Source organism: Desulfofundulus luciae, assembly GCF_030813795.1.
GTDB lineage: Bacteria > Bacillota > Desulfotomaculia > Desulfotomaculales > Desulfovirgulaceae > Desulfofundulus > Desulfofundulus luciae.
On sequence record NZ_JAUSUX010000016.1, the window covers coordinates 17287 to 36783 of the forward strand.

Annotated in this window: 21 protein-coding genes; 1 reads left to right on the forward strand and 20 read right to left on the reverse strand. The window is 55.0% G+C overall.

The features are described 5' to 3' along the window. Nucleotides 1-16 precede the first annotated feature (16 nt). Entirely contained in the window at nucleotides 17-835 is an 819-nt protein-coding gene (gene pgeF, locus J2Z49_RS10085; RefSeq protein WP_307402727.1) for a peptidoglycan editing factor PgeF, read from the reverse strand. Between the two features lie 85 nt (nucleotides 836-920). After that, the gene (locus J2Z49_RS10090) at nucleotides 921-2483 is read right to left on the reverse strand and encodes an MBL fold metallo-hydrolase RNA specificity domain-containing protein (protein ID WP_307402728.1); all 1563 of its coding nucleotides are present in this window, start codon (nucleotides 2481-2483) and stop codon (nucleotides 921-923) included. Nucleotides 2484-2651: 168 nt separating this feature from the next. Between J2Z49_RS10090 and J2Z49_RS10095 the strand changes: the two genes are divergently transcribed. Beyond that, nucleotides 2652-2882, forward strand: coding sequence for an FmdB family zinc ribbon protein (locus J2Z49_RS10095; RefSeq protein ID WP_307402730.1), 231 nt, complete (start codon nucleotides 2652-2654; stop codon nucleotides 2880-2882). 68 nt (nucleotides 2883-2950) lie between these two features. Here the strand turns inward: J2Z49_RS10095 and nrdG are convergent, their stop codons facing one another. The 18 genes from nrdG to murC all read right to left on the reverse strand — a co-directional run bounded on the left by nrdG (nucleotide 2951) and on the right by murC (nucleotide 19445). After that, entirely contained in the window at nucleotides 2951-3466 is a 516-nt protein-coding gene (gene nrdG / locus J2Z49_RS10100) for an anaerobic ribonucleoside-triphosphate reductase activating protein (RefSeq protein WP_307402732.1), read from the reverse strand. Between the two features lie 24 nt (nucleotides 3467-3490). Continuing rightward, the gene (gene nrdD / locus J2Z49_RS10105; RefSeq protein ID WP_307402734.1) at nucleotides 3491-5509 is read right to left on the reverse strand and encodes an anaerobic ribonucleoside-triphosphate reductase; all 2019 of its coding nucleotides are present in this window, start codon (nucleotides 5507-5509) and stop codon (nucleotides 3491-3493) included. A 107-nt stretch (nucleotides 5510-5616) separates the two neighbouring features. Beyond that, nucleotides 5617-6072, reverse strand: a complete 456-nt coding sequence (gene nrdR, locus J2Z49_RS10110; protein WP_307402736.1) for a transcriptional regulator NrdR — start codon at nucleotides 6070-6072, stop codon at nucleotides 5617-5619. A 271-nt stretch (nucleotides 6073-6343) separates the two neighbouring features. Then, a complete protein-coding gene (locus tag J2Z49_RS10115) occupies nucleotides 6344-6640 on the reverse strand; it encodes a YlmC/YmxH family sporulation protein (protein ID WP_307402738.1) in 297 nt (98 codons plus the stop codon). A gap of 104 nt (nucleotides 6641-6744) precedes the next feature. Further along, nucleotides 6745-7644 (reverse strand): stage II sporulation protein R, encoded by a 900-nt coding sequence (gene spoIIR / locus J2Z49_RS10120; RefSeq protein ID WP_307402740.1) that lies wholly within the window; start codon nucleotides 7642-7644, stop codon nucleotides 6745-6747. Between the two features lie 184 nt (nucleotides 7645-7828). Further along, entirely contained in the window at nucleotides 7829-8602 is a 774-nt protein-coding gene (sigG, locus tag J2Z49_RS10125) for an RNA polymerase sporulation sigma factor SigG (protein WP_307402742.1), read from the reverse strand. Between the two features lie 123 nt (nucleotides 8603-8725). After that, nucleotides 8726-9457: an RNA polymerase sporulation sigma factor SigE gene (gene sigE / locus J2Z49_RS10130; protein WP_307402744.1), complete on the reverse strand. Its 732-nt coding sequence runs from the start codon at nucleotides 9455-9457 to the stop codon at nucleotides 8726-8728. Between the two features lie 37 nt (nucleotides 9458-9494). Continuing rightward, a complete protein-coding gene (gene spoIIGA, locus J2Z49_RS10135) occupies nucleotides 9495-10433 on the reverse strand; it encodes a sigma-E processing peptidase SpoIIGA (RefSeq protein WP_307402745.1) in 939 nt (312 codons plus the stop codon). A 115-nt stretch (nucleotides 10434-10548) separates the two neighbouring features. Further along, the gene (locus J2Z49_RS10140) at nucleotides 10549-10725 is read right to left on the reverse strand and encodes a hypothetical protein (RefSeq protein WP_307402746.1); all 177 of its coding nucleotides are present in this window, start codon (nucleotides 10723-10725) and stop codon (nucleotides 10549-10551) included. 70 nt (nucleotides 10726-10795) lie between these two features. Continuing rightward, nucleotides 10796-11848 (reverse strand): cell division protein FtsZ, encoded by a 1053-nt coding sequence (gene ftsZ / locus J2Z49_RS10145; RefSeq protein ID WP_307402748.1) that lies wholly within the window; start codon nucleotides 11846-11848, stop codon nucleotides 10796-10798. A 35-nt stretch (nucleotides 11849-11883) separates the two neighbouring features. Then, on the reverse strand, nucleotides 11884-13101 hold the full coding sequence (gene ftsA, locus J2Z49_RS10150) for a cell division protein FtsA (RefSeq protein WP_307402750.1): 1218 nt from the start codon (nucleotides 13099-13101) through the stop codon (nucleotides 11884-11886). 68 nt (nucleotides 13102-13169) lie between these two features. Beyond that, nucleotides 13170-13517 (reverse strand): small basic family protein, encoded by a 348-nt coding sequence (locus J2Z49_RS10155; protein ID WP_307402752.1) that lies wholly within the window; start codon nucleotides 13515-13517, stop codon nucleotides 13170-13172. 6 nt (nucleotides 13518-13523) lie between these two features. Next, nucleotides 13524-14231, reverse strand: a complete 708-nt coding sequence (locus tag J2Z49_RS10160; protein WP_307402754.1) for a DUF881 domain-containing protein — start codon at nucleotides 14229-14231, stop codon at nucleotides 13524-13526. After that, entirely contained in the window at nucleotides 14228-14944 is a 717-nt protein-coding gene (locus J2Z49_RS10165; RefSeq protein WP_307402756.1) for a DUF881 domain-containing protein, read from the reverse strand. Before J2Z49_RS10165 ends, J2Z49_RS10160 begins: the two co-directional genes overlap by 4 nt. A gap of 33 nt (nucleotides 14945-14977) precedes the next feature. Then, nucleotides 14978-15751 carry a cell division protein FtsQ/DivIB gene (locus J2Z49_RS10170; RefSeq protein WP_307402759.1) on the reverse strand — a complete coding sequence of 258 codons (774 nt, stop codon included), beginning with the start codon at nucleotides 15749-15751 and terminating at the stop codon, nucleotides 14978-14980. 134 nt (nucleotides 15752-15885) lie between these two features. Continuing rightward, complete coding sequence (gene murA / locus J2Z49_RS10175) at nucleotides 15886-17139, reverse strand: UDP-N-acetylglucosamine 1-carboxyvinyltransferase (protein WP_307402760.1); 1254 nt, start codon at nucleotides 17137-17139, stop codon at nucleotides 15886-15888. Nucleotides 17140-17154: 15 nt separating this feature from the next. Continuing rightward, a complete protein-coding gene (gene murB / locus J2Z49_RS10180; protein ID WP_307402763.1) occupies nucleotides 17155-18066 on the reverse strand; it encodes a UDP-N-acetylmuramate dehydrogenase in 912 nt (303 codons plus the stop codon). Then, nucleotides 18063-19445 (reverse strand): UDP-N-acetylmuramate--L-alanine ligase, encoded by a 1383-nt coding sequence (gene murC, locus J2Z49_RS10185; RefSeq protein ID WP_307402765.1) that lies wholly within the window; start codon nucleotides 19443-19445, stop codon nucleotides 18063-18065. Before murC ends, murB begins: the two co-directional genes overlap by 4 nt. Between the last annotated feature and the right edge of the window lie 52 nt (nucleotides 19446-19497).

The window sequence follows — 19497 nt, forward strand, 5'->3', positions numbered from 1 at the left end:
CTCCTTTAAGCGGCCGTTAAGTTAACATGATCAGGGCCGCCATCCTGCCGGTACGGCCGCCACTCCCCCGGTATGAAAAAAAGAGATCCTGCCGGCAACAGGTGCAAACACCGGCTATAAAAATGTTTTCCGGCCCAAGGCCGGCTTCCACCAGAATGCGCCGGTTGGCCTCCCAAAGGTCAAGCTGCCACTTGCCGGTAGGATTGGGAACCAAAAGTTCCTGCCAGAAAGGAAAATGTCCCTTAAACAGGTCAACTAAGGGCACATCCACTTCATAACAACAGGGTCCAATGGAGGGGCCAATGCCCGCCAGACAATCCTCGGGTCGGCTGCCAAAAAACCGGCCCATGGCCTCCACCGTTTTGGCCGCAATGTCAAGGTACGTCCCCCTCCAGCCTGCATGTGCCAGACCGACCACCCGCCGGACCGGGTCCAGAAGGAAAACTGGCACGCAATCGGCATAATAACTGGACAGGGGTACCAGGGGTTCCCCGGTAATCAGGGCATCAGTGGCAGGCAGGGCATCTTCCGTTGACCGGGCCCCCCGGCCGCGGTGAACCTTCCCAACCACCGCCACCCGATCCCCGTGGACTTGCTGGCCGGCCACCAGGTGTGCGGGGTTCATTTCCAAAGCCCAGCAGGCCACCTCCCGGTTGGTCAGGACATGATCAGGGTCATCACCCACATGAAAGGCCATATTTAAAGTGGCGAATTCCCCGGTACTAACACCACCATGGCGGGTGGTAAAGCCATGGCTCACCAAACCGGTGTCCAGGAAGGCTTCCCAGAGCAGCCACTTAACTGCCCCCTCTTCTTTCCACAGGTAGCCGGGCACGTAAATCAGTCCCTCCCAAAAAACCGGGAAAATTCCCGATTACACCATATAATTATATCGGTACGCCTTGTTTTAGGCAATGTAATTAACTGGCCTGCTTCTGAATCGATGCCAGCAGGGCGTTCAAATGGTCCAGTTGTTCCATAATCTCCTGGTAATGCCCCCTGCCCAGACCGCTGGCCAGCAGATCTTGCAAGCGGCTCGCCACTGCGTCATATGCCTGGCGCAACTCCTCCTCGCCAACCGGCAAAGCCGGAGTAAGCTGCACTTCTTCCTCAAGCACGGGAACGTGCACGGAAAAACCGTAACGCCGGGCAATATCCTGCGCCAGAACATTCATGGACGTAGGTTCCCCATGCACCAGGAAAACCCTGGTAGGAGGTTTTTGTAAGTGTTCCAACCATTCCAGCAATTCTTCTTTATCCGCATGGGCAGAAAAACTATCGATACTTTTAATGGTAGCCCGTACGGCCACTTCTTCCCCGTGTATGCGCACGAATTTCGCCCCGTCTTTTATTTGGCGGCCCTTGGTTCCTGGAGCCTGATAACCAACAAAAAGAACGGTGCATTCGGGACGCCACAGATTGTGGCGCAGGTGGTGCTTGATCCGGCCGGCCTCGCACATGCCGCTGGCCGCAATGATGATGGCGCCGCTTTTAATTTTGTTCAAGGCCATGGATTCTTCGGTGGTACGGGCAAACTCAAGGGCGGCCATGTTCAGGGGATCTTTGCCCCGGGCTATAAGATCCTGGGTCTCCCGGTCAAAATAAGGAGTATACTTCTTGAAAACTTCTGTGGCCGCCACAGCCATGGGGCTGTCAATGTAAACCTTCATGGGCGGGAAACGATTGTTGATGAGCAGGAGATTGAGATCATAAATCAAATCCTGGGTGCGCTCCACGGCAAAGGCGGGAATAATTAAATTGCCACCCTTGTGATAGGTCTCCCAGATAATATCGTGGAGCAGATTTACATGATCCCCCTGATCCGGGTGTAGGCGGTCACCATAGGTGGATTCGATGAAGACATAATCGGCATGGTCGATAAACGAGGGGTCTTTAAGGAAGGGCTTGTTCTTTTTCCCTAAATCGCCGGTAAAAAGAAGTTTGGTTTCTTGCTGCCCCTCCCTCACCGTAAGCTCCACCATGGCCGAACCAAGGATGTGTCCCGCTTCTAAAAAGCGTACGCTGATTTCTCTGGTAAGATTCACCGTCTGGCCGTAATCCACTGGTTGAAAAAAATCCATGGCCCGGTTGGCGTCTTCAACGTTATAAATTGGTTCTATGAGCGGGCGGCCGGCCCGAGCTGCCTTGCGGTTAAGCCTTTCTACCTCCATTTCCTGGATGTGCCCGCTGTCGGGCAACATGACTGCACACAGATCGATGGTAGCCGGGGTGGCCAGCACCTTGCCCCGAAAACCATGTTTCACCAGTTTGGGAATTAAGCCACTGTGATCTATATGGGCGTGGGTGAGCAAAACGTAATCTACGCTAAGGGGTGATACAGGGAAAGGCCGGTAGTTACGCTCCCTTAAAGTCCGGGGCCCTTGAAACATGCCGCAATCCACCATCAGCCGGTTGGCTCCCACTTCTAAAAGAAAGCAGGAGCCCGTGACCGTTTGGGCAGCTCCGAGAAAACGAACGCGCATGCAACCCCTCCTAATTAGTGCAACTTAGATTTTTATTAATTCCCTTTCAACGAGGATATCCCTTCTGAATACAGTGAAAAATGTCTTCCTTGACAGGTGCCGGACTGCAGCGTAAGCTAAAAATAGCCGGGAAGTCCCTGCTGTGAATGGGGAAAGGGGTGTTACGGAATGCCTATTTATGAGTTTCGCTGCAACACCTGCGGTCACCGCTTTGAAAAATTATGCTCACTGGGAGAAAGTGGTGAGCATCAGGTCTGCCCGGCATGCCAGGCCACCGGCGCAAACCGGGTGATGAGCAGCTTTGCCTCCCCGGGCAACCGGGATGCCAGCGGTAGCAGCAGTGGTGGCAGCAGCTGTGGCGGGTGCGCCGGTAAAAGCTGCGCTACCTGCGGACATTGAAAAAGGGGTTTTAAAACCCCTTTTTCGCTATATGGAACATGGCCGGAAAAAGAGGGAATTCCCGTCCGTTATCCAATCCTACCCCACGAAGCGATGACCACCTGGCCGCAGGCAAGGGAGGCGGGTACATCGATAATGCGCTGGTTGCTGGAACCACGGAAGGGCAGTTCCGGATCCCTTTTTTCCTGGATATAGGGACCGTCCACAATATAATCGGAAAGCTCCAGAAGCTCTTTTACCGCCCCATCCCTTTTGGCGAGCTCAAGGAGTTCCTCCCAGGTATAGCCCGTGTAAGTAATCACATCCCGGCCCAGGGCGCGAACCTGCCGGGCCAGATAGGCCAGGGCACCGGCCTGGGCAAAGGGCTCGCCCCCGGAAAGGGTTATCCCTTTTAAAAGGGGATTTTTCTTGACCATGGCCAGAACTTCTTCCACCTCAACCGAAGCGCCCCCGGCCGGATCCCAGGTGTGGGGATTATGGCAGCCGGGACAGCGATGGGGGCAGCCCTGGGCAAAAACCACCAGCCGCAGGCCCGGCCCGTCCACCACACTTTCCTTAATTATTCCGGCTACACGTAACTGCACAAATACCTCTCCTCGCTAAAGCATCTAACTCAGGCTGTGGGGCAAACGGTCGTTTAATTCCGCCACCTTGCTGTCGTTGAAGCGGTCCACGGTGGAAAGGTAACCGGTAATCCGCCGCACCCGCCGGATGGCTGCCGAGCCGCAGCGGGGGCAATTATTTTCGTTGATTACGCCCATTAAGTTGCAGCTGGTACAGAAATCCACCGGGAAGTTAATGGCCGCATAACCCATGTCGCTGGCCGCCATGTGGCGGATAAGGGTTTCCACCGCCTCGGGGTTATGTACCGGTGGCGAGGCCATTTCCACATAGCTGATGTGTCCGGCATTGCAGTATTTATGGTAGGGTCCTTCCAGACTGATTTTCTCAAAGCTGCTGATGGGGTAGTACACCGGTATATGGAAAGAGTTGGTGTAATATTCCCGGTCCGTCACCCCGGGAATAATGCCGAACTCCCGCCGGTCTATGTGCACAAACCGCCCGGAAAGCCCCTCGGCCGGTGTGGCCAGCAGGGTATAGTTCAGGTCATATTCCTCACAGGCCTCATCAATACGCCGGCGCATAAAGGCCACAATCTCCTGGCCGAGGGCCTGGGATTCCTCGCTTTGGCCGTGATGCCGCCCGGTTAAAGCCACCAGGGCTTCGGCCAGGCCGATAAAGCCCACTGCCAGGGTGCCGTTGACGATGGCCGGCTCGATACAATCGTCCTCCTTCAGCCCCTCCGAACCCAGGTAAATGCCCTGCCCCATGACAAAGGGCATGTCCTTGACCTTGAGCCTGGCCTGCACCCGGAAGCGATGGTAAAGCTGCCTGATTGCCAGGTCCATGACCTCCGACAAAAGCCCATAGAACCGCTTGAGATTTCGCTCAGCCTTTATGCCCAGCCGGGGCAGGTTGATCGTGGTGAAGGACAGGTTCCCCCTACCCGGCGTGACCTCCGGGCCCCGCCGGTTGGCCATCACCCGGCTGCGGCAGCCCATATAGGCCACCTGATCTCCGTAAGGACGGTTGAAAGAAGAATCCATAAAGGCAAAGGAAGGATTCAACCGTTTGCTGGCTACCCGAATGGCTAACTGGAACAGATCATAGTTCGGGTCCCCGGGTTCAAAGTTGACCCCCTTCTGTACACGGAAAATGATATTGGGGAAAATGGGGTTTTCTCCCCGCCCCAGCCCGGCCTCATAGGCTAAAAGCAAGTTGCGGGTTACCTTGCGCCCGGCCTCGGAAGTATCGGTGCCCAGGTTGATGCTGGAAAACGGCACCTGGCTCCCCGCCCGGGAGTGCATGGAGTTGAGGTTGTACACCAGGGCTTCCATGGCCTGGAATGTCTCGTTCTCATCGGAATCTTCCACAAAAGGAGCCATTTGCCGGTCAAAGAAGGGGAAGGACTGTCCGCCGAACATATCGTTTTGTGAACTCTGCAAAATGATTGCCGCCAGGGCCGTAGCCGAGGTGGGCCGTTTCGGAGGCCGGATATACCCGTGACCGGTATTAAAGCCTTCACTTAAGAGCCTGTCCAGGGGCAGTTGCAGGCAGTTCAAGGTTTTGGCGTACCAGTCGAGATCGTGGATGTGGATGTCTCCCCGCATATGGGCATTGGAAAAATCCTCGTCCAGAAGGCGGGTGAGGTAATACTTCTTGCTGGCTGCGCTGGCAATCTGCAACATTTTGGCCGAGGGGGAATTGCCCACATTGGCATTTTCCCGGTTGGTTTCCGCCAGGATTTCCTCCACCGCATCCATTAAATCACCCTTGGCTTCCCGGATGCGGGTTCGCTTGTCCCGGTAGAGGATGTAGGCCTTGGCCGTGCGGGCATGACCGGCTTCAATGAGCACCTTTTCCACCACGTCCTGGACATCTTCCACGCCGAAGACCTGGCCGTTGTACTTCTTCTTGAGCATTTTGAGGACCTCGATGGTGAGCTCCATGGCCGTCTGGCGGTCCTCACCCCCTACCGCCCGGGCGGCCTTAAAGATGGCATCGGTAATTTTGGTCTCATCGAAGGGCACTTCCCGCCCATCCCGTTTGCGGATAACCTTGAACAAGTCGGTAGCCTCCTCTAACTAAGGTCTGGATAATATCCGGCAATCCTAGCTTCTTAAATATATAAATATCTAGCGTTACAGTTCCAGCTGCTATAATAGCTAAGCTTTTACGTCGTTTCGGATAGGCGCTGGATTTCCCGCAAAAATTCCTGCACATCCCGGAACTCCCGGTATACCGAGGCAAAGCGCACATAAGCCACTCCATCCAGGACACGCAGCCGTTCCATAATCATTTCGCCGATTTGCCGGCTGGAAACCTCCAGCTCAGCCGTGCTGCGCAATGTTCGCTCCACCTCGTCCACCAGGGCCTCCAGGGCGGCCATGGATACGGGGCGCTTTTGACAGGCCTTGACCAGCCCGGCCAGGAGTTTTTTGCGATTGAATACCTCCCGCCGGCCGTCCTTTTTTACCACCACCAGGGGAAGCTCATCCACCCGCTCGTAAGTGGTAAACCGCCGGGCGCATCCCGCGCATTCCCTCCGGCGGCGGATGGAATACCCGTCTTCCGCCGAGCGGGAATCCAGCACCCGGCTTTCCGAAAAACCGCAAAAGGGACAGCGCACGCTGTTTCACCACTCTTTTCCACCACAGGCCCTGGGGATAAAGAAACTTTTCTTCACATATATAGTACAGCTGGCGCAGATATTATACTATATATAGGGGCAAAAACAAAAACGTGAAAAGGGTACCCCTCGCGAAACCACAAACGATTTCCTCCCTCTCTGTTCGCAAGAGGTACCCTTTTCATGTTTTTTCCGTTGCGGGTGATGCTTGTCCCATTTTTTAGTCCAGGACGAGACTACCTGGACAAGACACGGGTAGTTTTGGAGGTTATTAGAAATAACGTTCTTTCCCGTTGCCCGGGAAACCTGGTTCGGGTCGCACGCCGGTAACATCCCGCAAATCGATCAGGATTACATCCAGGCCGATCTTTTTAATCTTGTGCCAGGGGACCACAATTTCCTCTTCCCGGCCGAATAACCCTAAAAGGCGACTTCCCTGAGCGGGCAGAATGATGGCGCTGATGCGTCCCTGTTCCAGGTCAATGTCAATATCCTTAATCGGCCCCATACGGCGCCCGTCGGCAATGTTAATTACTTCCCGCATGCGCAAATCCGATACCTTTACCATTGCCTGCACCCCCTGGCATATTATATGCCGCCAGGGGGGCAAGCTGAACCCAGCACTCACCGAAATAAGGGTTATCCAATGGTGCGGACTGGCTATATGCGGTTTTAATCTCCTGCGTAGTTAACTGAAAACGGTGAGTGCTGGGCACTCCAGAGACGATCCAACCAGCCCTGCGCACTGGTAAAGAAGTCCAGGATGCGCAAGCGAAATTCCACGGGCGTACCGTCGGAGGAATTCGCTTTTAAAAGAACACCCTCATCTTCACCGGCCCGGTGGGCGGGAGCCAGGGTGGCTACGGCGGGGGGCCCGGTCCATTTAAAAGCCGGCTCCGCTTTTGAACCCGCCGCGGCATCCAGTTCCCCTTCTCTGCCTTCATCCGCCGGAGACCGAGTTTTTTGCTCCGGCCTTTCTTTAGCCGGATCACACTTCAACCCGGTGCCCAAACGGGGCGGGTTTTCCCGTTTACCGGCACAAGGTCCGGCAGAATTGTGAAAATCTACAAAACATAGGGGCGGGAACAACACGCACCACCAGTTCGCCCCGGCACCCCGGCCGATGACCACCCGCACCGCTTCATACTCACCGGCGGGCAGGGTCAGGTCGTGAACTTTCCCCGGGCTAGCATTAGCCACGTGATAGGTTTTCGCCGGAAACCGGTAGTGACCAAGGGAAACGGTGACAGGGTAGTCCGCCCCGGCGTCGCGGATTGCCTGCCTGGCCAGTTGTTCCATGTAATCCAGGTTGGTCCGGGCGATGATCCTGGCTTCTTCAATATTGCGGGCCTGCTGGAAGCGAGGGGTCATGGCCTGGACAAGCACATCCCGCACCCGGAATTTCAGCGCTTGGTCGGCAGGCGAATTGCTGTTGGCAATCACATGGAAGCGGATCAGGTGATCGGGATGGTAGGGGTTAACCATGGCAGCCCGCTGCAAGCCCCAGCAGGCCAGCAGCGCCACCGCCAGTACACCCGCAACCCAAAAGCCGATCCGCCTTCGCGAGAGCATTTTCTTGTTCCCCCATTACTCAACTTGCAAATATTTGTTCTACCCCTAGTTTTACCCGTTTTTCGACAGCTTAAACCTGAGTAATGAGGGCACAGGAAAGCGAAAGCGCCGGTGAGTTTTTGTCCCCCACGGGAGCGGCCTGAAGGGACGACACCGGCGGCAGGAAGACGGCCGGAGATATAATCTATAAATACTTGCGCATGTTATTTAAAGCGGCTTTTTCCAGGCGGGATACCTGGGCCTGGGAAATGCCGATCTCTTCCGCCACCTCCATCTGGGTTTTCCCCTCGTAAAAACGCAAGGTGAGAATCAACTTTTCCCGGTCGCTCAACCTTCTCAAGGCATCCCTAATGGCGATACCTTCCAGCCAGTTATGGTCGTGGTTCTTTTCGTCCTTAATCTGGTCCATGACAAAAATGGGGTCCCCGCCGTCATGATAGATGGGTTCAAACAGGGAAACGGGTTCCTGGATGGCATCCAGGGCAAAAACAATTTCTTCCCGGGGTAGCTTCAGTTCGCCGGCAATTTCATTGATCGACGGTTCCCGGGAATACTTGTTGACCAGGTTGTCTCTTACCTGCAGGGCTTTATAGGCAATATCCCTTAAAGAACGGCTTACACGAATGGAATTGTTGTCCCTTAAGTAACGGCGGATTTCACCAATGATCATGGGAACAGCGTAGGTGGAAAACTTAACGTTCTGGGAGAGGTCAAAATTATCGATCGCCTTCATCAATCCGATGCAACCTACCTGAAAGAGATCGTCCACATATTCACCGCGGTTGGTAAACCGCTGGATTACCGAAAGGACCAAGCGCAGGTTACCGTTAATCAACTGGGTTCGGGCTTCCTGGTCTCCGTTGTGCATTGCTTCGAACAACTGGCGCATCTGGGCCCCCGTGAGCAGGGGGAGTTTCGAGGTGTTCACACCGCTGATCTCTACCTTGTTCACCAGCATGGAAGACCGCCCACCTCTTTTCAAGTTTTTATGCGTTTGGCCATAACCTCATTATTACCCAGGCCCCCTGCCTTTATACATGGATAAAAAAAGCCCCGGCGGACTTTGGGGCTCTTTGCCACCCTATTCCAGCCGGTGCATTTCTTTCTTAAGGCGCTTGATAATCCTTTTTTCCAACCGCGAAATGTAGGACTGGGAAATACCCAGTAAATCGGCTACCTCCTTCTGAGTCTTTTCCACCCCGTTGTTCAAACCAAAACGAAGTTCCATAATCTTGCGCTCCCGGCCGCTCAATTTGTTCAGGGCCATATATAAAAGCTTTTTATCTATCTCTTCCTCAATGTATTTATAGATAATGTCGTTTTCCGTACCCAGTACATCGGAAAGCAATAGCTCGTTGCCCTCCCAATCAATGTTCAGTGGTTCGTCAAAGGATACCTCGGCCCGGGTTTTATTGTTGCGCCGCAGGTACATGAGGATTTCGTTTTCAATGCAGCGGGAAGCATAGGTGGCCAGCTTGATTTTTTTTGCGGGGTCAAAGGTGTTTACCGCCTTGATCAGCCCAATGGTTCCAATGGAAACCAGGTCCTCTATCCCCACGCCGGTATTTTCAAACTTGCGGGCTATATACACTACCAGACGCAGGTTGCGTTCAATAAGCACGGTACGCACGGCATTATCCCCGGCCTCCAGCTTGTTAATCAAAAAGGACTCTTCATCGGTGGAAAGGGGTGGCGGGAGTGCCTCGCTGCTGCCTACATAATGGATTTCCCGCTGGTAGCCCAACCAGGCCGCCAGCCTGATCAGTAGCAAGCGGTAATACCATTTCAGTTGCACAATTTTCGGCAAAGACATACTTTCCCACCCCACCTTGAAATTGCTCCCCGGCCTGTCAAGCTGCCCTGACCAGTGCCGGAGGTACCAGTGCCTGGTAACTTCCTAATGAATGCCTGCAAATACCCACAACTACCTGTTGAACCCCGGTACTACCACCTTTTTGGAGAATTTCCACCCGGTCCGGCCGAATACCAATCAAAATTCCCTGCTCCTGGCCCACGGAGCGGAAGGGAATTAAACAGAGGCGGGCCGGCCAGTCAGTTCCGGCCAGGGTCGCCAGCAGGGAAGGGTCGCCGGAATCCCCCGGTTCCTCAAAAATTTGCCTCACCGCCGGGGGCAATATGGGCAGCAAGGCGGTGTACTCCACGACAATCACCGGGTAACCGGTAAGGGGGTCCCTTAAACTGTTACCCGTATCCAACAGGCCACTCACCTCTACCCGCTGCCCTTCTACTTCCACCACCAGGGCCACCCGGTGGGCCTGCTGCTCCAACCGCGACCGCATCAACAGGGCCAGTACACGCCCTCCCCCCACCAGGGTTAAAAGAGCTAGCAACAGGCCGGGCCAGAAATACTGCTGGATAATGCGCAATATCCGGTTCGCGGCGGAGGCAAAATCGCTATTAGAATAGAGAAGATAAATAAAACCTAGCCAGATGCCTCCCAGAGTAAAAGAAGATAAGTAAAAAAAAACCAGACAGGCGAGCAGTCTTTTCAGGGGCAAAGGAGCAAAGGCTATCACGATCATCAAGCACGAAAAGAAAATTTTCAAAGGTAAGCTAAATAACTGGTTAAAGCCCGGAACAAAGAAGAACAAAGCGTATATACTGCCCAGGGCACTGGATAATACCAGCCGGAACAAAGTTGCCCTCACCTGTGATAGTCGCCCGGCCGTCCATAATAGAATATAGTTGAGGAGCAAATTGCCTGCCAGGACCTGATCCACATAGACGACGTAACCGGTCATCAAGCCCACTCCCACCTGGCCGTGCACAGCCCTCTACCATTATATGGCCGCCTCTAGACCCTTATGACAGCCTTACAAATCAATGGGCATAAAGAAAAGTCTGGTCTTATTATACAATACCAGACTGGTAAAATATGTCATTCTATGTTTCCCGGGCTTTCTTTTTTCTCTTATTCTCCGGCCCCCGTTCGGGATCTACCAGACGCTGGGCACCCCTGATGCGGTTAAGATCTTCCTTGCGATTTCCCTTCACTTCCACAGTTTTCTCGTGCTCCGGATGCTCCAACTGTTCATCTCCTCCCTCCCCTTTATTGTGCACAAAAATAAAAAAGCCATGTCTTTACAGACCGGCTTTTTAAAAAAATTTGCTCAAAACTAACTACCAAGCTTTAATTGCGGCGGCGTAAAAAGGCAGGAATGTCCAGGTCGTCGTGGCTGGCGAAGGGCTTAATTTCCAACTCATCTTTAGCCCGTTCTTTTTTAACCACTTTTTGATCAAAACCGGTAGCAATGACCGTTACCCGCACTTCATCTTCCATACGCTCATCGATGACCGCACCAAAAATAATGTTGGCTTCGGGATCGGCGGCCTGGGAGATAATTTCCGCCGCCTCATTTACCTCAAAGAGACCCAGGGAGGTACCGCCGGTAATGTTTAACAGCACGCCCCTGGCCCCTTCGATGGAGGTTTCCAGCAACGGGCTGGAAATGGCCATGCGGGCCGCCTCGGTAGCCCGGTTCTCGCCGCTGGCCACCCCGATACCCATGAGGGCGGAACCGGTATCCTTCATGATTGTCTTCACATCGGCAAAATCCAGGTTGATCAAACCGGGAACGGCAATCAGGTCCGAAATGCCCTGCACGCCCTGGCGCAGAACATCGTCAGCTATGCGAAAAGCCTCTACAATGGAGGTATGCTTGTCAATAACCTGCAACAGGCGATCGTTGGGAATGGTGATCAGGGTATCCACCTTGCCCTTAAGGTTCTGAATACCCATCTCTGCCTGGTTCATCCTCTTTCTTCCTTCGAAGGTGAAAGGCTTGGTCACCACCCCTACAGTCAAAGCACCCAGTTCCTTGGCCACCTCAGCCACCACCGGCGCCGCTCCGGTACCGGTACCACCACCCATACCGGCAGTAACAAAAACCATGTCTGCCCCCTTTAAAGCCTGGATGATATCATCCCGGCTCTCTTCAGCCGCCTTCTGCCCAATCTCCGGATTGGCACCGGCACCCAGCCCTTTGGTTAACTTGGCCCCGATCTGGATTTTATTGCTGGTTTGGGCCAATTGGAGAGCCTGGGCATCGGTGTTAACGGCAATGAACTCCACTCCCCGCAAACCGGCCATAATCATCCGGTTAACGGCGTTGTTGCCAGCCCCTCCCACTCCGATGACCTTAATATTGGCAAACTGGTTGTTTTCAAGCTCAAAGTCAAGCATGATTATCCCCCTCTATGGCTTTTCAAGAAAATACCTTAACCGTCAGTACCGCTTCCATGAGGGTAACTCCGGCGTAAGTGGGCAAAAATCTGTCTTACTCCCCGCGGCCCGAACCGGAACTCCCCGGCTGCCATCGCCAGCCTGTGGTTTTCCCGCCCGGCTACCCATGCGGCCGCATGTCTGGCCAAAAAACGGGCAGCCTGCCAGTCCGGTTCCGTTGTAGCTACCCGGACAGGCAACTGCAAAACCCGGGAGGCCAGATCGGTCAATCCTTTTAGAAAGGAGCCGCCGCCGGTGAGTACAACCCCCCCGGGCAACGCCTTCCCCCGGGTGAGCCTGGCAATGCTTTGCTTAATTAGATCCAAAATCTCCAGCACCCTGGATTCGATAATCTGCCTGATGGTAGCCAGGCTGGCCCGCCGGGAGGCCAGGCCACCCATGCTGGGTAATTCTACAAAAACTGTTTCTTGTGGGAAGAGGCCGATCTCGCGCTTCACCTTTTCGGCTGCATCCAGGGAAGTTCTCACTCCAATAGCCAGGTCGCTGGTAATATGTTCCCCACCCACGGGAATAACGGTCATATCCATAAGGGTCCCACTTTTGAAGACTGTGACGGCCGTAGTTCCACCGCCTAAATCCACCAGAGCCGCGCCAAGTTCCCTCTCAACGGTACTCAAAACTCCCTGCGCCACCACCAGTGGGTTTAATACAACCTCCGCCACCCGGAGTCCCGCCGATTCTACGGCGGTAACCAGCTGTCCTACCATTTGACTGTCTACAGTTACCACCCGTGCTTCCAGGGATAGTTTGGAACCTGTACACCCGACGGGGTTATCCCTTTTGGGCATACCGTCAATCATAAATTCCACCGGCACTACCTGCAAAACCCGCCTTCCGGCAGGGACCTCCACTTGCCTCAGAATTTGTATCAGGTCAGCCACATCACCGGTGGTAATTTTTCCACCGTGACCAATAGTTATATCGGCATGTCTGGTGAGCACATTTACGCCGTGGCCGGAAAAACCCACGCAGATAGTACCGATCCTGCATCTTGCAGCCTCCTGGGCCATCTCCACGGCCCGCCGCACCGCCTGGGCTGCCCCTTCTACGTCAATAACTATACCCTTGCGCATGCCCAGGGATGGACACCAGCCCACTCCGACTGCCCGTCCGGGATCGGCAACCCGGGCCACCACCGCCACCATACTGGACGTACCCACATCCAGGCCGGCCACAACTTCCTTTCCAGTCAAGCGGGGCACCCCCTACCAGTTACTAAAAATGTAAAATTCAACGCCAGTCGTTCTTTTCCCTTTAAACTTTATTTTAATTTTTCAAAAAGGTGGCGCCGGATAATGGCCAGGTTTTGAAACAGCCGCACCCCGAAGGCCACCACGGCGGCTAAATAAAGATCGATCCCCAGGCGTTCTCCAATGAAGGCCAGACCGGCAGCCAGCAGGGCATTACTGAAGAAACCGGAAATGAAAACGGTGTTATCAAACTGGTCCTCCATGGCTGCCCGGATGCCTCCAAAAACCGAGTCCAGGGCCGCTAGCGCCGCCACGGAAAGATACTTGGCGTAAACCTGTGGCAACACCAGGGGGATATTAAGCCCCAGCAGCACTCCCAGAACCAAACCGGCAACGGCCAGCCAGATACCTAACCACATTTTTTCTCACCCTTTTACCACTGGTTTGGCATAGCGAAACTCCGTCGTGCGGGAATAACCCGGGATGGTAAGCCGGTCATAGGGCTGGATCTTTACCTGGACCCCCAGATCCTGCAAGTACTCCACCAGCCCGCCGGGAATTTCCAGGGCGCTTTTTAAATTGTCCGGCTTGCCAATGGCCAGGATATGGTATGGCGGCACTATTCTAGTCAAATTAACATTAATAAAGGGGGCGGCCCAGCGAATTTCAGTGTGGGCCACTATGCGCTGGCCGTTAATGGAAAGGGCCTCGGCCCCCGCACCCCGTAGTTCATTGATCACCCGCAAGAGGTCCTCGTCCCGGATGGCATAAAGGCTGGCGGGCCCCCGTCCACCGGCCTGCTGGGGAGGATTGTCCAGGGTTAACTCAATCCCGGGCCCGGTAACGGGAACCAAACCGGCCAGCAACCTGGCTTTGGCCAGCTCATCCTTGAGGGCCTTCTCTGCTTCGGTTTGCCCCCGGGTAACCTGTTCCAGTTTAAGACTTAAGTCATTGGCCTCGGCCCCAAGTTTGCTCTTGTCCTTTTCCAGCTGGCGCAGTTCCAGGGCCAGCTCCTGCGCCCGGCCGGCCGGAACACCCTGTTCAATGTGCCTGGTAACCCGGAACTGGAAAACAATAAGTACACCCAAAACCAGGGCCACCAATCCGAGGGATAGATACGTGGACAGCTTCATTGTTTTCCTCCCTCCTCCAGCGGGCGGGCATACTCAAAGCGCACCCCTCCCGTATAGGCCGGCACGGTTAGTTGCGCTACTTTTTTAACCTCCACCTGTATACCCCAAAAGCGCAGTTGCTCCACTACCCCTCCCCGCATTAGCAGGGAATTAACTAAATTATCGGGATTACCAATGGCCGAGACGACAAAAGGGGGGGTCAGGCGCTGGTTGCGGTTGGTTAAAATGGTCGGGCCGATACAGCGTATTTCACTGGTGGCCAGCATGCGCTGCCCGTTGATGGCTATGGCCTCGGCCCCGGCGGCCTTTAACTCGTTGATAACTTTCAGCACATCCTCATCGTGTAAAACATAAAGGTTTGGATTTTGTCCCGGCTGCAAAACCTGGTTGCTGTCATTTAAAGTTACTTCCACCCCCGGCCCGGTAACATCTACCAGGCCGGCCGTAATACGCACCCGGTTCAATTCCTCTTTTAACGCCTTTAAGCGGGGATCGGCCGCCACTTCATCCAGGCGGGCCCGCAGGTCACTAACCCGTCTCTGGAGATCATCCCGTTCCTTTCTAGCTTGATTAACCTGGGCAGCCAGGGTTTGCGTTTGTTTAACGGGGGGCGTTTCCTGGATATCCTTGGTCAAACGAAACTGCACCGCCAGCATCAGACCCATGACCAGCCCCACCAGGACCAACGCCCAGTGAAATCCCCTGCTTTTCACGGTCATGCCCCCCAATTTCAGGCCATCTAAATTTTATCTGACATATTTGATCACGGGAACACCGGTAAGATCTACATAGGCTATCTGCCGGCCCTTTACCTGTTCCAGAACCTGCAGGAGTACACCGGCTTTTTTATTGATATCCACAGGAGTACCCAGGCGGCATTCCACTCCGTCCAGGGTATACAGCACCACCTGACCCTGACCATTAACGTGTATTTCGGAAAGGTTACTACGCAGCGGCCCGGGCAACTGATTGATCACCTGCAGGGCGGTACACAGTTTGGCATCCCGGATCACCTGCCCCGGGGCAGGGGTGGAAACAACCGCCCCCGTCACCACCGGCAGGGAACCGGCCACCCCGCTTTCCTGCAGGCATACCCCTTCCCGGTCCACCTGCATGAAACCGTCCTTGACGGGAAGCAAAGCCACTGCTTTTCTTTCCCGTACCGCAATCACTATCCGGGAGGGAAACTCGCGGGTGAGACTGACATCTTTAATGAGCGGCACGGTGCGGATCCGGGCTGCGGACTCTTTTAAATTAACCTTGAAAATATTTGTGCCGGCGGTGATCCCGGAAAGTTCCACAATTTTTTTATCCGCCAGCGAACTGTTACCGGTAACTTCAATCTCGCGCACCTCGAACAGGGGTGAACCCAGGAGGATAAAAGCGGCCAGCAGGACCACAAAGGCAAACAAAATCCTTTCGGCAAGATATTTTCCGGTACGCCGCGGTATGCCCAACCTCACCACTCCCAATAGTTTGTCCTGGAACCGGTAGAATTGATGCCCGCGGATACCAGGCATCCCTTGTATCCGGCCAGCCCGCCGGCTGGCCCCAACAAGCAATAATACCCGGTTTTCCCGTTCCCGGATTATTATACCAAAATATTATAGCAACCGGAAAAACTTGTCCACCCAAAAACTAAAAAAGAACCACATCAAGTGGATACTCTCATAATTCTGGCCCCCAGGGCGGCATATTTTTGTTCCAGTCTTTCGTAGCCCCGGTCGATATGTTCCACACCTTCAACCACCGTACCGTTTTCCGCAGCCAGGGCCGCCAGGACCAGGGCTGCGCCCGCCCGCAAATCAGTGGCCATCACCGGGGCACCGGTGAGCCTTTCTACCCCCTTGACGATGGCCGTCTGCCCCTCCACTTTGATGTCGGCACCCATCCGCCGCAGTTCGCTCACATGTTTAAAACGGTTCTCAAAGACTGTTTCGGTAATCACGCTGGTTCCCTCCGCCAGGCAGGCCAGGGCCATAATCTGGGGCTGCATATCGGTGGGGAAGCCGGGATGGGGCAGCGTTTTGATATCTACCGTCCGCGGGCGCCCCTGGGCCGCCACCCGCACATGTTCATCGCCCGTCTCCACTAAAAAGCCCATTTCCTTCAACTTGGCCAGCACGGGCTCCAGATGTTCGGGAATGACGTTGGTTACCGTGACATCTCCGCCGGTAATGGCAGCGGCAACCAGGTGTGTCCCTGCTTCAATGCGATCGGGAATCACCGCGTGTTCCACCGAATAGAGGTGTTTCACCCCTTCGATGCGGATCACATCCGTACCCGCACCCTTGATGCGCGCTCCCATCCGGTTCAAAAAGTTCTGCAAGTCCACAATCTCGGGCTCCTTGGCGGCATTGCGGACGACAGTGGTGCCCTCGGCCAGCACGGCGGCCATCATTATGTTTTCGGTGGCGCCCACACTGGGAACATCCAGGTGGATTTCGGCACCCGCCAGTTTATCGGCTTCCACGGTAATATAGCCGAATTTTTCCTCAATCCTGGCCCCCATGGCCTTGAGCCCCTTTAAATGCAGGTTCATGGGCCGGGAACCGATGTTGCAGCCGCCGGGGTAAGAGATCCTGACCCGGCGAAAGCGCCCCAGAAGAGGCCCCAGCACCAGGTTGGACGCCCGCATCCGGCGCATTAAATCTTCCCCTACCTCCAGGGATTGTATATGGGTGGCGTCAACCCTGATGGAATCCCCTTCCCTGTTCACCCGGGCCCCCAGGTATTCCAGGACATCGCACATGGTCGCTACGTCCTTTAACGCCGGCACCTGCTGGATTACGTTGGGTGCCCCGTGCAAGAGACAGGCGGCCAGGATCGGCAGGGTGGCGTTCTTACTGCCGCTGGCCCGCACGGTGCCCCGCAGGGGATTACCGCCCGTAATGAAAAACCTGACCATGCTGTCACCCCCGCCTCAATCCTCACCGAGAACCTGTACCTCCAGAGTTAGAGTTATCCCGAAGCGTTCGTAAACCAGTTGCTGTACCCGGTGGATCAGGATTTGTACATCCCGGGCGGTAGCCTTTCCCAAATTGACAATGAAATTGGCGTGGATTAAAGACACCTGGGCATCACCCTGGCGCATACCCTTACACCCGGCCTGTTCAATTAACCAGCCGGCCGTTTTGCCGGGGGGATTTTTAAAGACGCTGCCGGCACTGGGGTAGGATAGGGGCTGGGAAGCCCGGCGGCGGGCGAGATACTGCTCCATATCCGCCCGGATCCGGTCTGGGTCCCGGGCCACACCCCGACAGGTCACCTCCAGCACCACCAGCGAACTGCCCAGCAAATTGCTGGTCCGGTAGCCAAAACCCAACTCGCCGGCGTTCCGGCGTTCCAGCTCACCGGATGAATCCATAACCGTAACTTCCTGCACCAGGTCGGCCATGGATAAACCGTTGGCGCCGGCATTCATTACCACCGCCCCGCCTACCGTTCCGGGAATGCCGGTGGCAAACTCCAAACCGCCCACGCCGTTCTTTTGGGCTACGGACGCCAGCACACCCAGCATTGTCCCGGCCCCGGCGATCAGAGTTGTTTCCTGCACCTGGACCTGACCGAAGGCACGGCCAATTTTCACCACTATGCCGCGGATGCCACCATCCTTTACCAGCAGGTTGGAACCGTTGCCAATAAAATAAAGGGGGAGACCACGACCGTGTACCCAGGTAACCAGCCGGGCCAGTTCCTTCACTCCCGTTGGCTCTACAAAGATATCCGCCGGGCCACCGATACGCCAGGTGGTATGACGAGCCATGGGCTCATTGGCCTTCACCTGCCCGGGTAACAGGGCATTTAATTCTTTAAAACCGGCCGGCAAAGTCATGCTGTTTTCTCCCTTAACCTTTTTACCAGTTCAATACCACAGAGCCAGATGTTCCCCGCACCCATGGTTAAAATCAAATCGCCGGGCAGGGCATTGGCAGCCAGGTAATTGACTATTTGTTCCCCGGTCGGCAGGTAAACCACCGGCGGGCGGCCGTGGTTTTTAATGGCCCGGACAATCAACTGGGCGTTGACCCCCTCTATGGGTTGCTCCCCGGCACTGTAGATCTCGTTGACGATAACCAGATCGGCTTCGCCAAAAGCCTTCCCGAATTGTTCCTTTAACAAGGCCGTCCGGGTGTAGCGATGAGGCTGAAAGACGACGATCAGGCGCTTTGGCCCCGTCTGGCGGGCCGCCTGCAAGGTGGCCTTTATTTCACTGGGATGGTGGGCATAATCATCCACCACCCGCACATTTCCCACTTCCCCCAGCAGTTCAAACCTTCTTCTGGCCCCCCGGAACTCTTTGAGGATTTGAGCGATGATCTGGAAATCAAGACCGAGCCAGCGGGCTGCAGCTACCACGGCCAGGGCGTTTAACATATTATGTTTCCCAGGGACGGAAAGTTCCAGGGTACCCAGGTGCTGATCATGATAATACACTTCACCGCGGGAACCTTCACCGTCTAAAGATAAATGGCGCAGGACATAGTCGGCACCGGAACTCTCGATACCGTAGGTAATCACGGGGCGGCCCAAATCCTGCAATACTTCCCGCACATTGGGATCGTCGAGACAAACAATGACCACCCCGTATTCTGGCACTCTGCCCATAAACTGCCGGAAAGCCTTCTTAATTTCCGCCACCGAACCGTAATGGTCCAGGTGATCATCCTCAATATTGGTTACGATCACTGCCAGCGGATGCAACTTCAAAAAGGATCCGTCACTTTCATCGGCCTCAGCCACCAGATATTTCCCTCGACCCAGCTTGGCGTTTCCGCCAATATCGTTCAATTCACCTCCAATGACAATGGTCGGGTCAAGTCCGCTCCTTTCCAGTACCAGGGCCAGCATGGATGTGGTGGTGGTCTTGCCATGGGCCCCGGCAACGGCAATGCCCTTTTGCCGCTGCATCAACCAGGCCAGCAGATCCCCCCGGTGCATCACCGGGATGCCCTTTTGCCGGGCTGCCAGCAATTCGGCGTTATCCGGTTTAATCGCCGAGGAAATAACCACCAGTTGCGTTGCATCCAGGTTCCGGGCGGCGTGCCCCACATGGCAAACGGCTCCCCGGGATTCCAGCCTGCGGATGGTATCAGTGGAGGAAAGATCCGAACCGCTAATCTCATAACCCAAATCCAAAAGGATGCTGGCCAGGCCACTCATGCCAGCCCCGCCAATACCGATAAAATGTACCCGCCGGGGTATTACCTGCAAGGACTTTCAACTCCTTTCCCGGTTACAGCTCCTGGCAAACGTGACGGCTTCG

What these genes read in the sequence shown, in the direction of transcription:
- J2Z49_RS10090 (WP_307402728.1), bottom strand. Translation starts at nt 2,483, where the DNA reads ATGCGCGTTCGTTTTCTCGGAGCTGCCCAAACGGTCACGGGCTCCTGC.
- J2Z49_RS10095 (WP_307402730.1), top strand. Translation starts at nt 2,652, where the DNA reads ATGCCTATTTATGAGTTTCGCTGCAACACCTGCGGTCACCGCTTTGAA.
- J2Z49_RS10115 (WP_307402738.1), bottom strand. Translation starts at nt 6,640, where the DNA reads ATGGTAAAGGTATCGGATTTGCGCATGCGGGAAGTAATTAACATTGCC.
- spoIIR (WP_307402740.1), bottom strand. Translation starts at nt 7,644, where the DNA reads ATGCTCTCGCGAAGGCGGATCGGCTTTTGGGTTGCGGGTGTACTGGCG.
- sigG (WP_307402742.1), bottom strand. Translation starts at nt 8,602, where the DNA reads ATGCTGGTGAACAAGGTAGAGATCAGCGGTGTGAACACCTCGAAACTC.
- sigE (WP_307402744.1), bottom strand. Translation starts at nt 9,457, where the DNA reads ATGTCTTTGCCGAAAATTGTGCAACTGAAATGGTATTACCGCTTGCTA.
- ftsZ (WP_307402748.1), bottom strand. Translation starts at nt 11,848, where the DNA reads ATGCTTGACTTTGAGCTTGAAAACAACCAGTTTGCCAATATTAAGGTC.
- J2Z49_RS10155 (WP_307402752.1), bottom strand. Translation starts at nt 13,517, where the DNA reads ATGTGGTTAGGTATCTGGCTGGCCGTTGCCGGTTTGGTTCTGGGAGTG.
- J2Z49_RS10160 (WP_307402754.1), bottom strand. Translation starts at nt 14,231, where the DNA reads ATGAAGCTGTCCACGTATCTATCCCTCGGATTGGTGGCCCTGGTTTTG.
- J2Z49_RS10170 (WP_307402759.1), bottom strand. Translation starts at nt 15,751, where the DNA reads ATGCCTGGTATCCGCGGGCATCAATTCTACCGGTTCCAGGACAAACTA.
- murA (WP_307402760.1), bottom strand. Translation starts at nt 17,139, where the DNA reads ATGGTCAGGTTTTTCATTACGGGCGGTAATCCCCTGCGGGGCACCGTG.
- murB (WP_307402763.1), bottom strand. Translation starts at nt 18,066, where the DNA reads ATGACTTTGCCGGCCGGTTTTAAAGAATTAAATGCCCTGTTACCCGGG.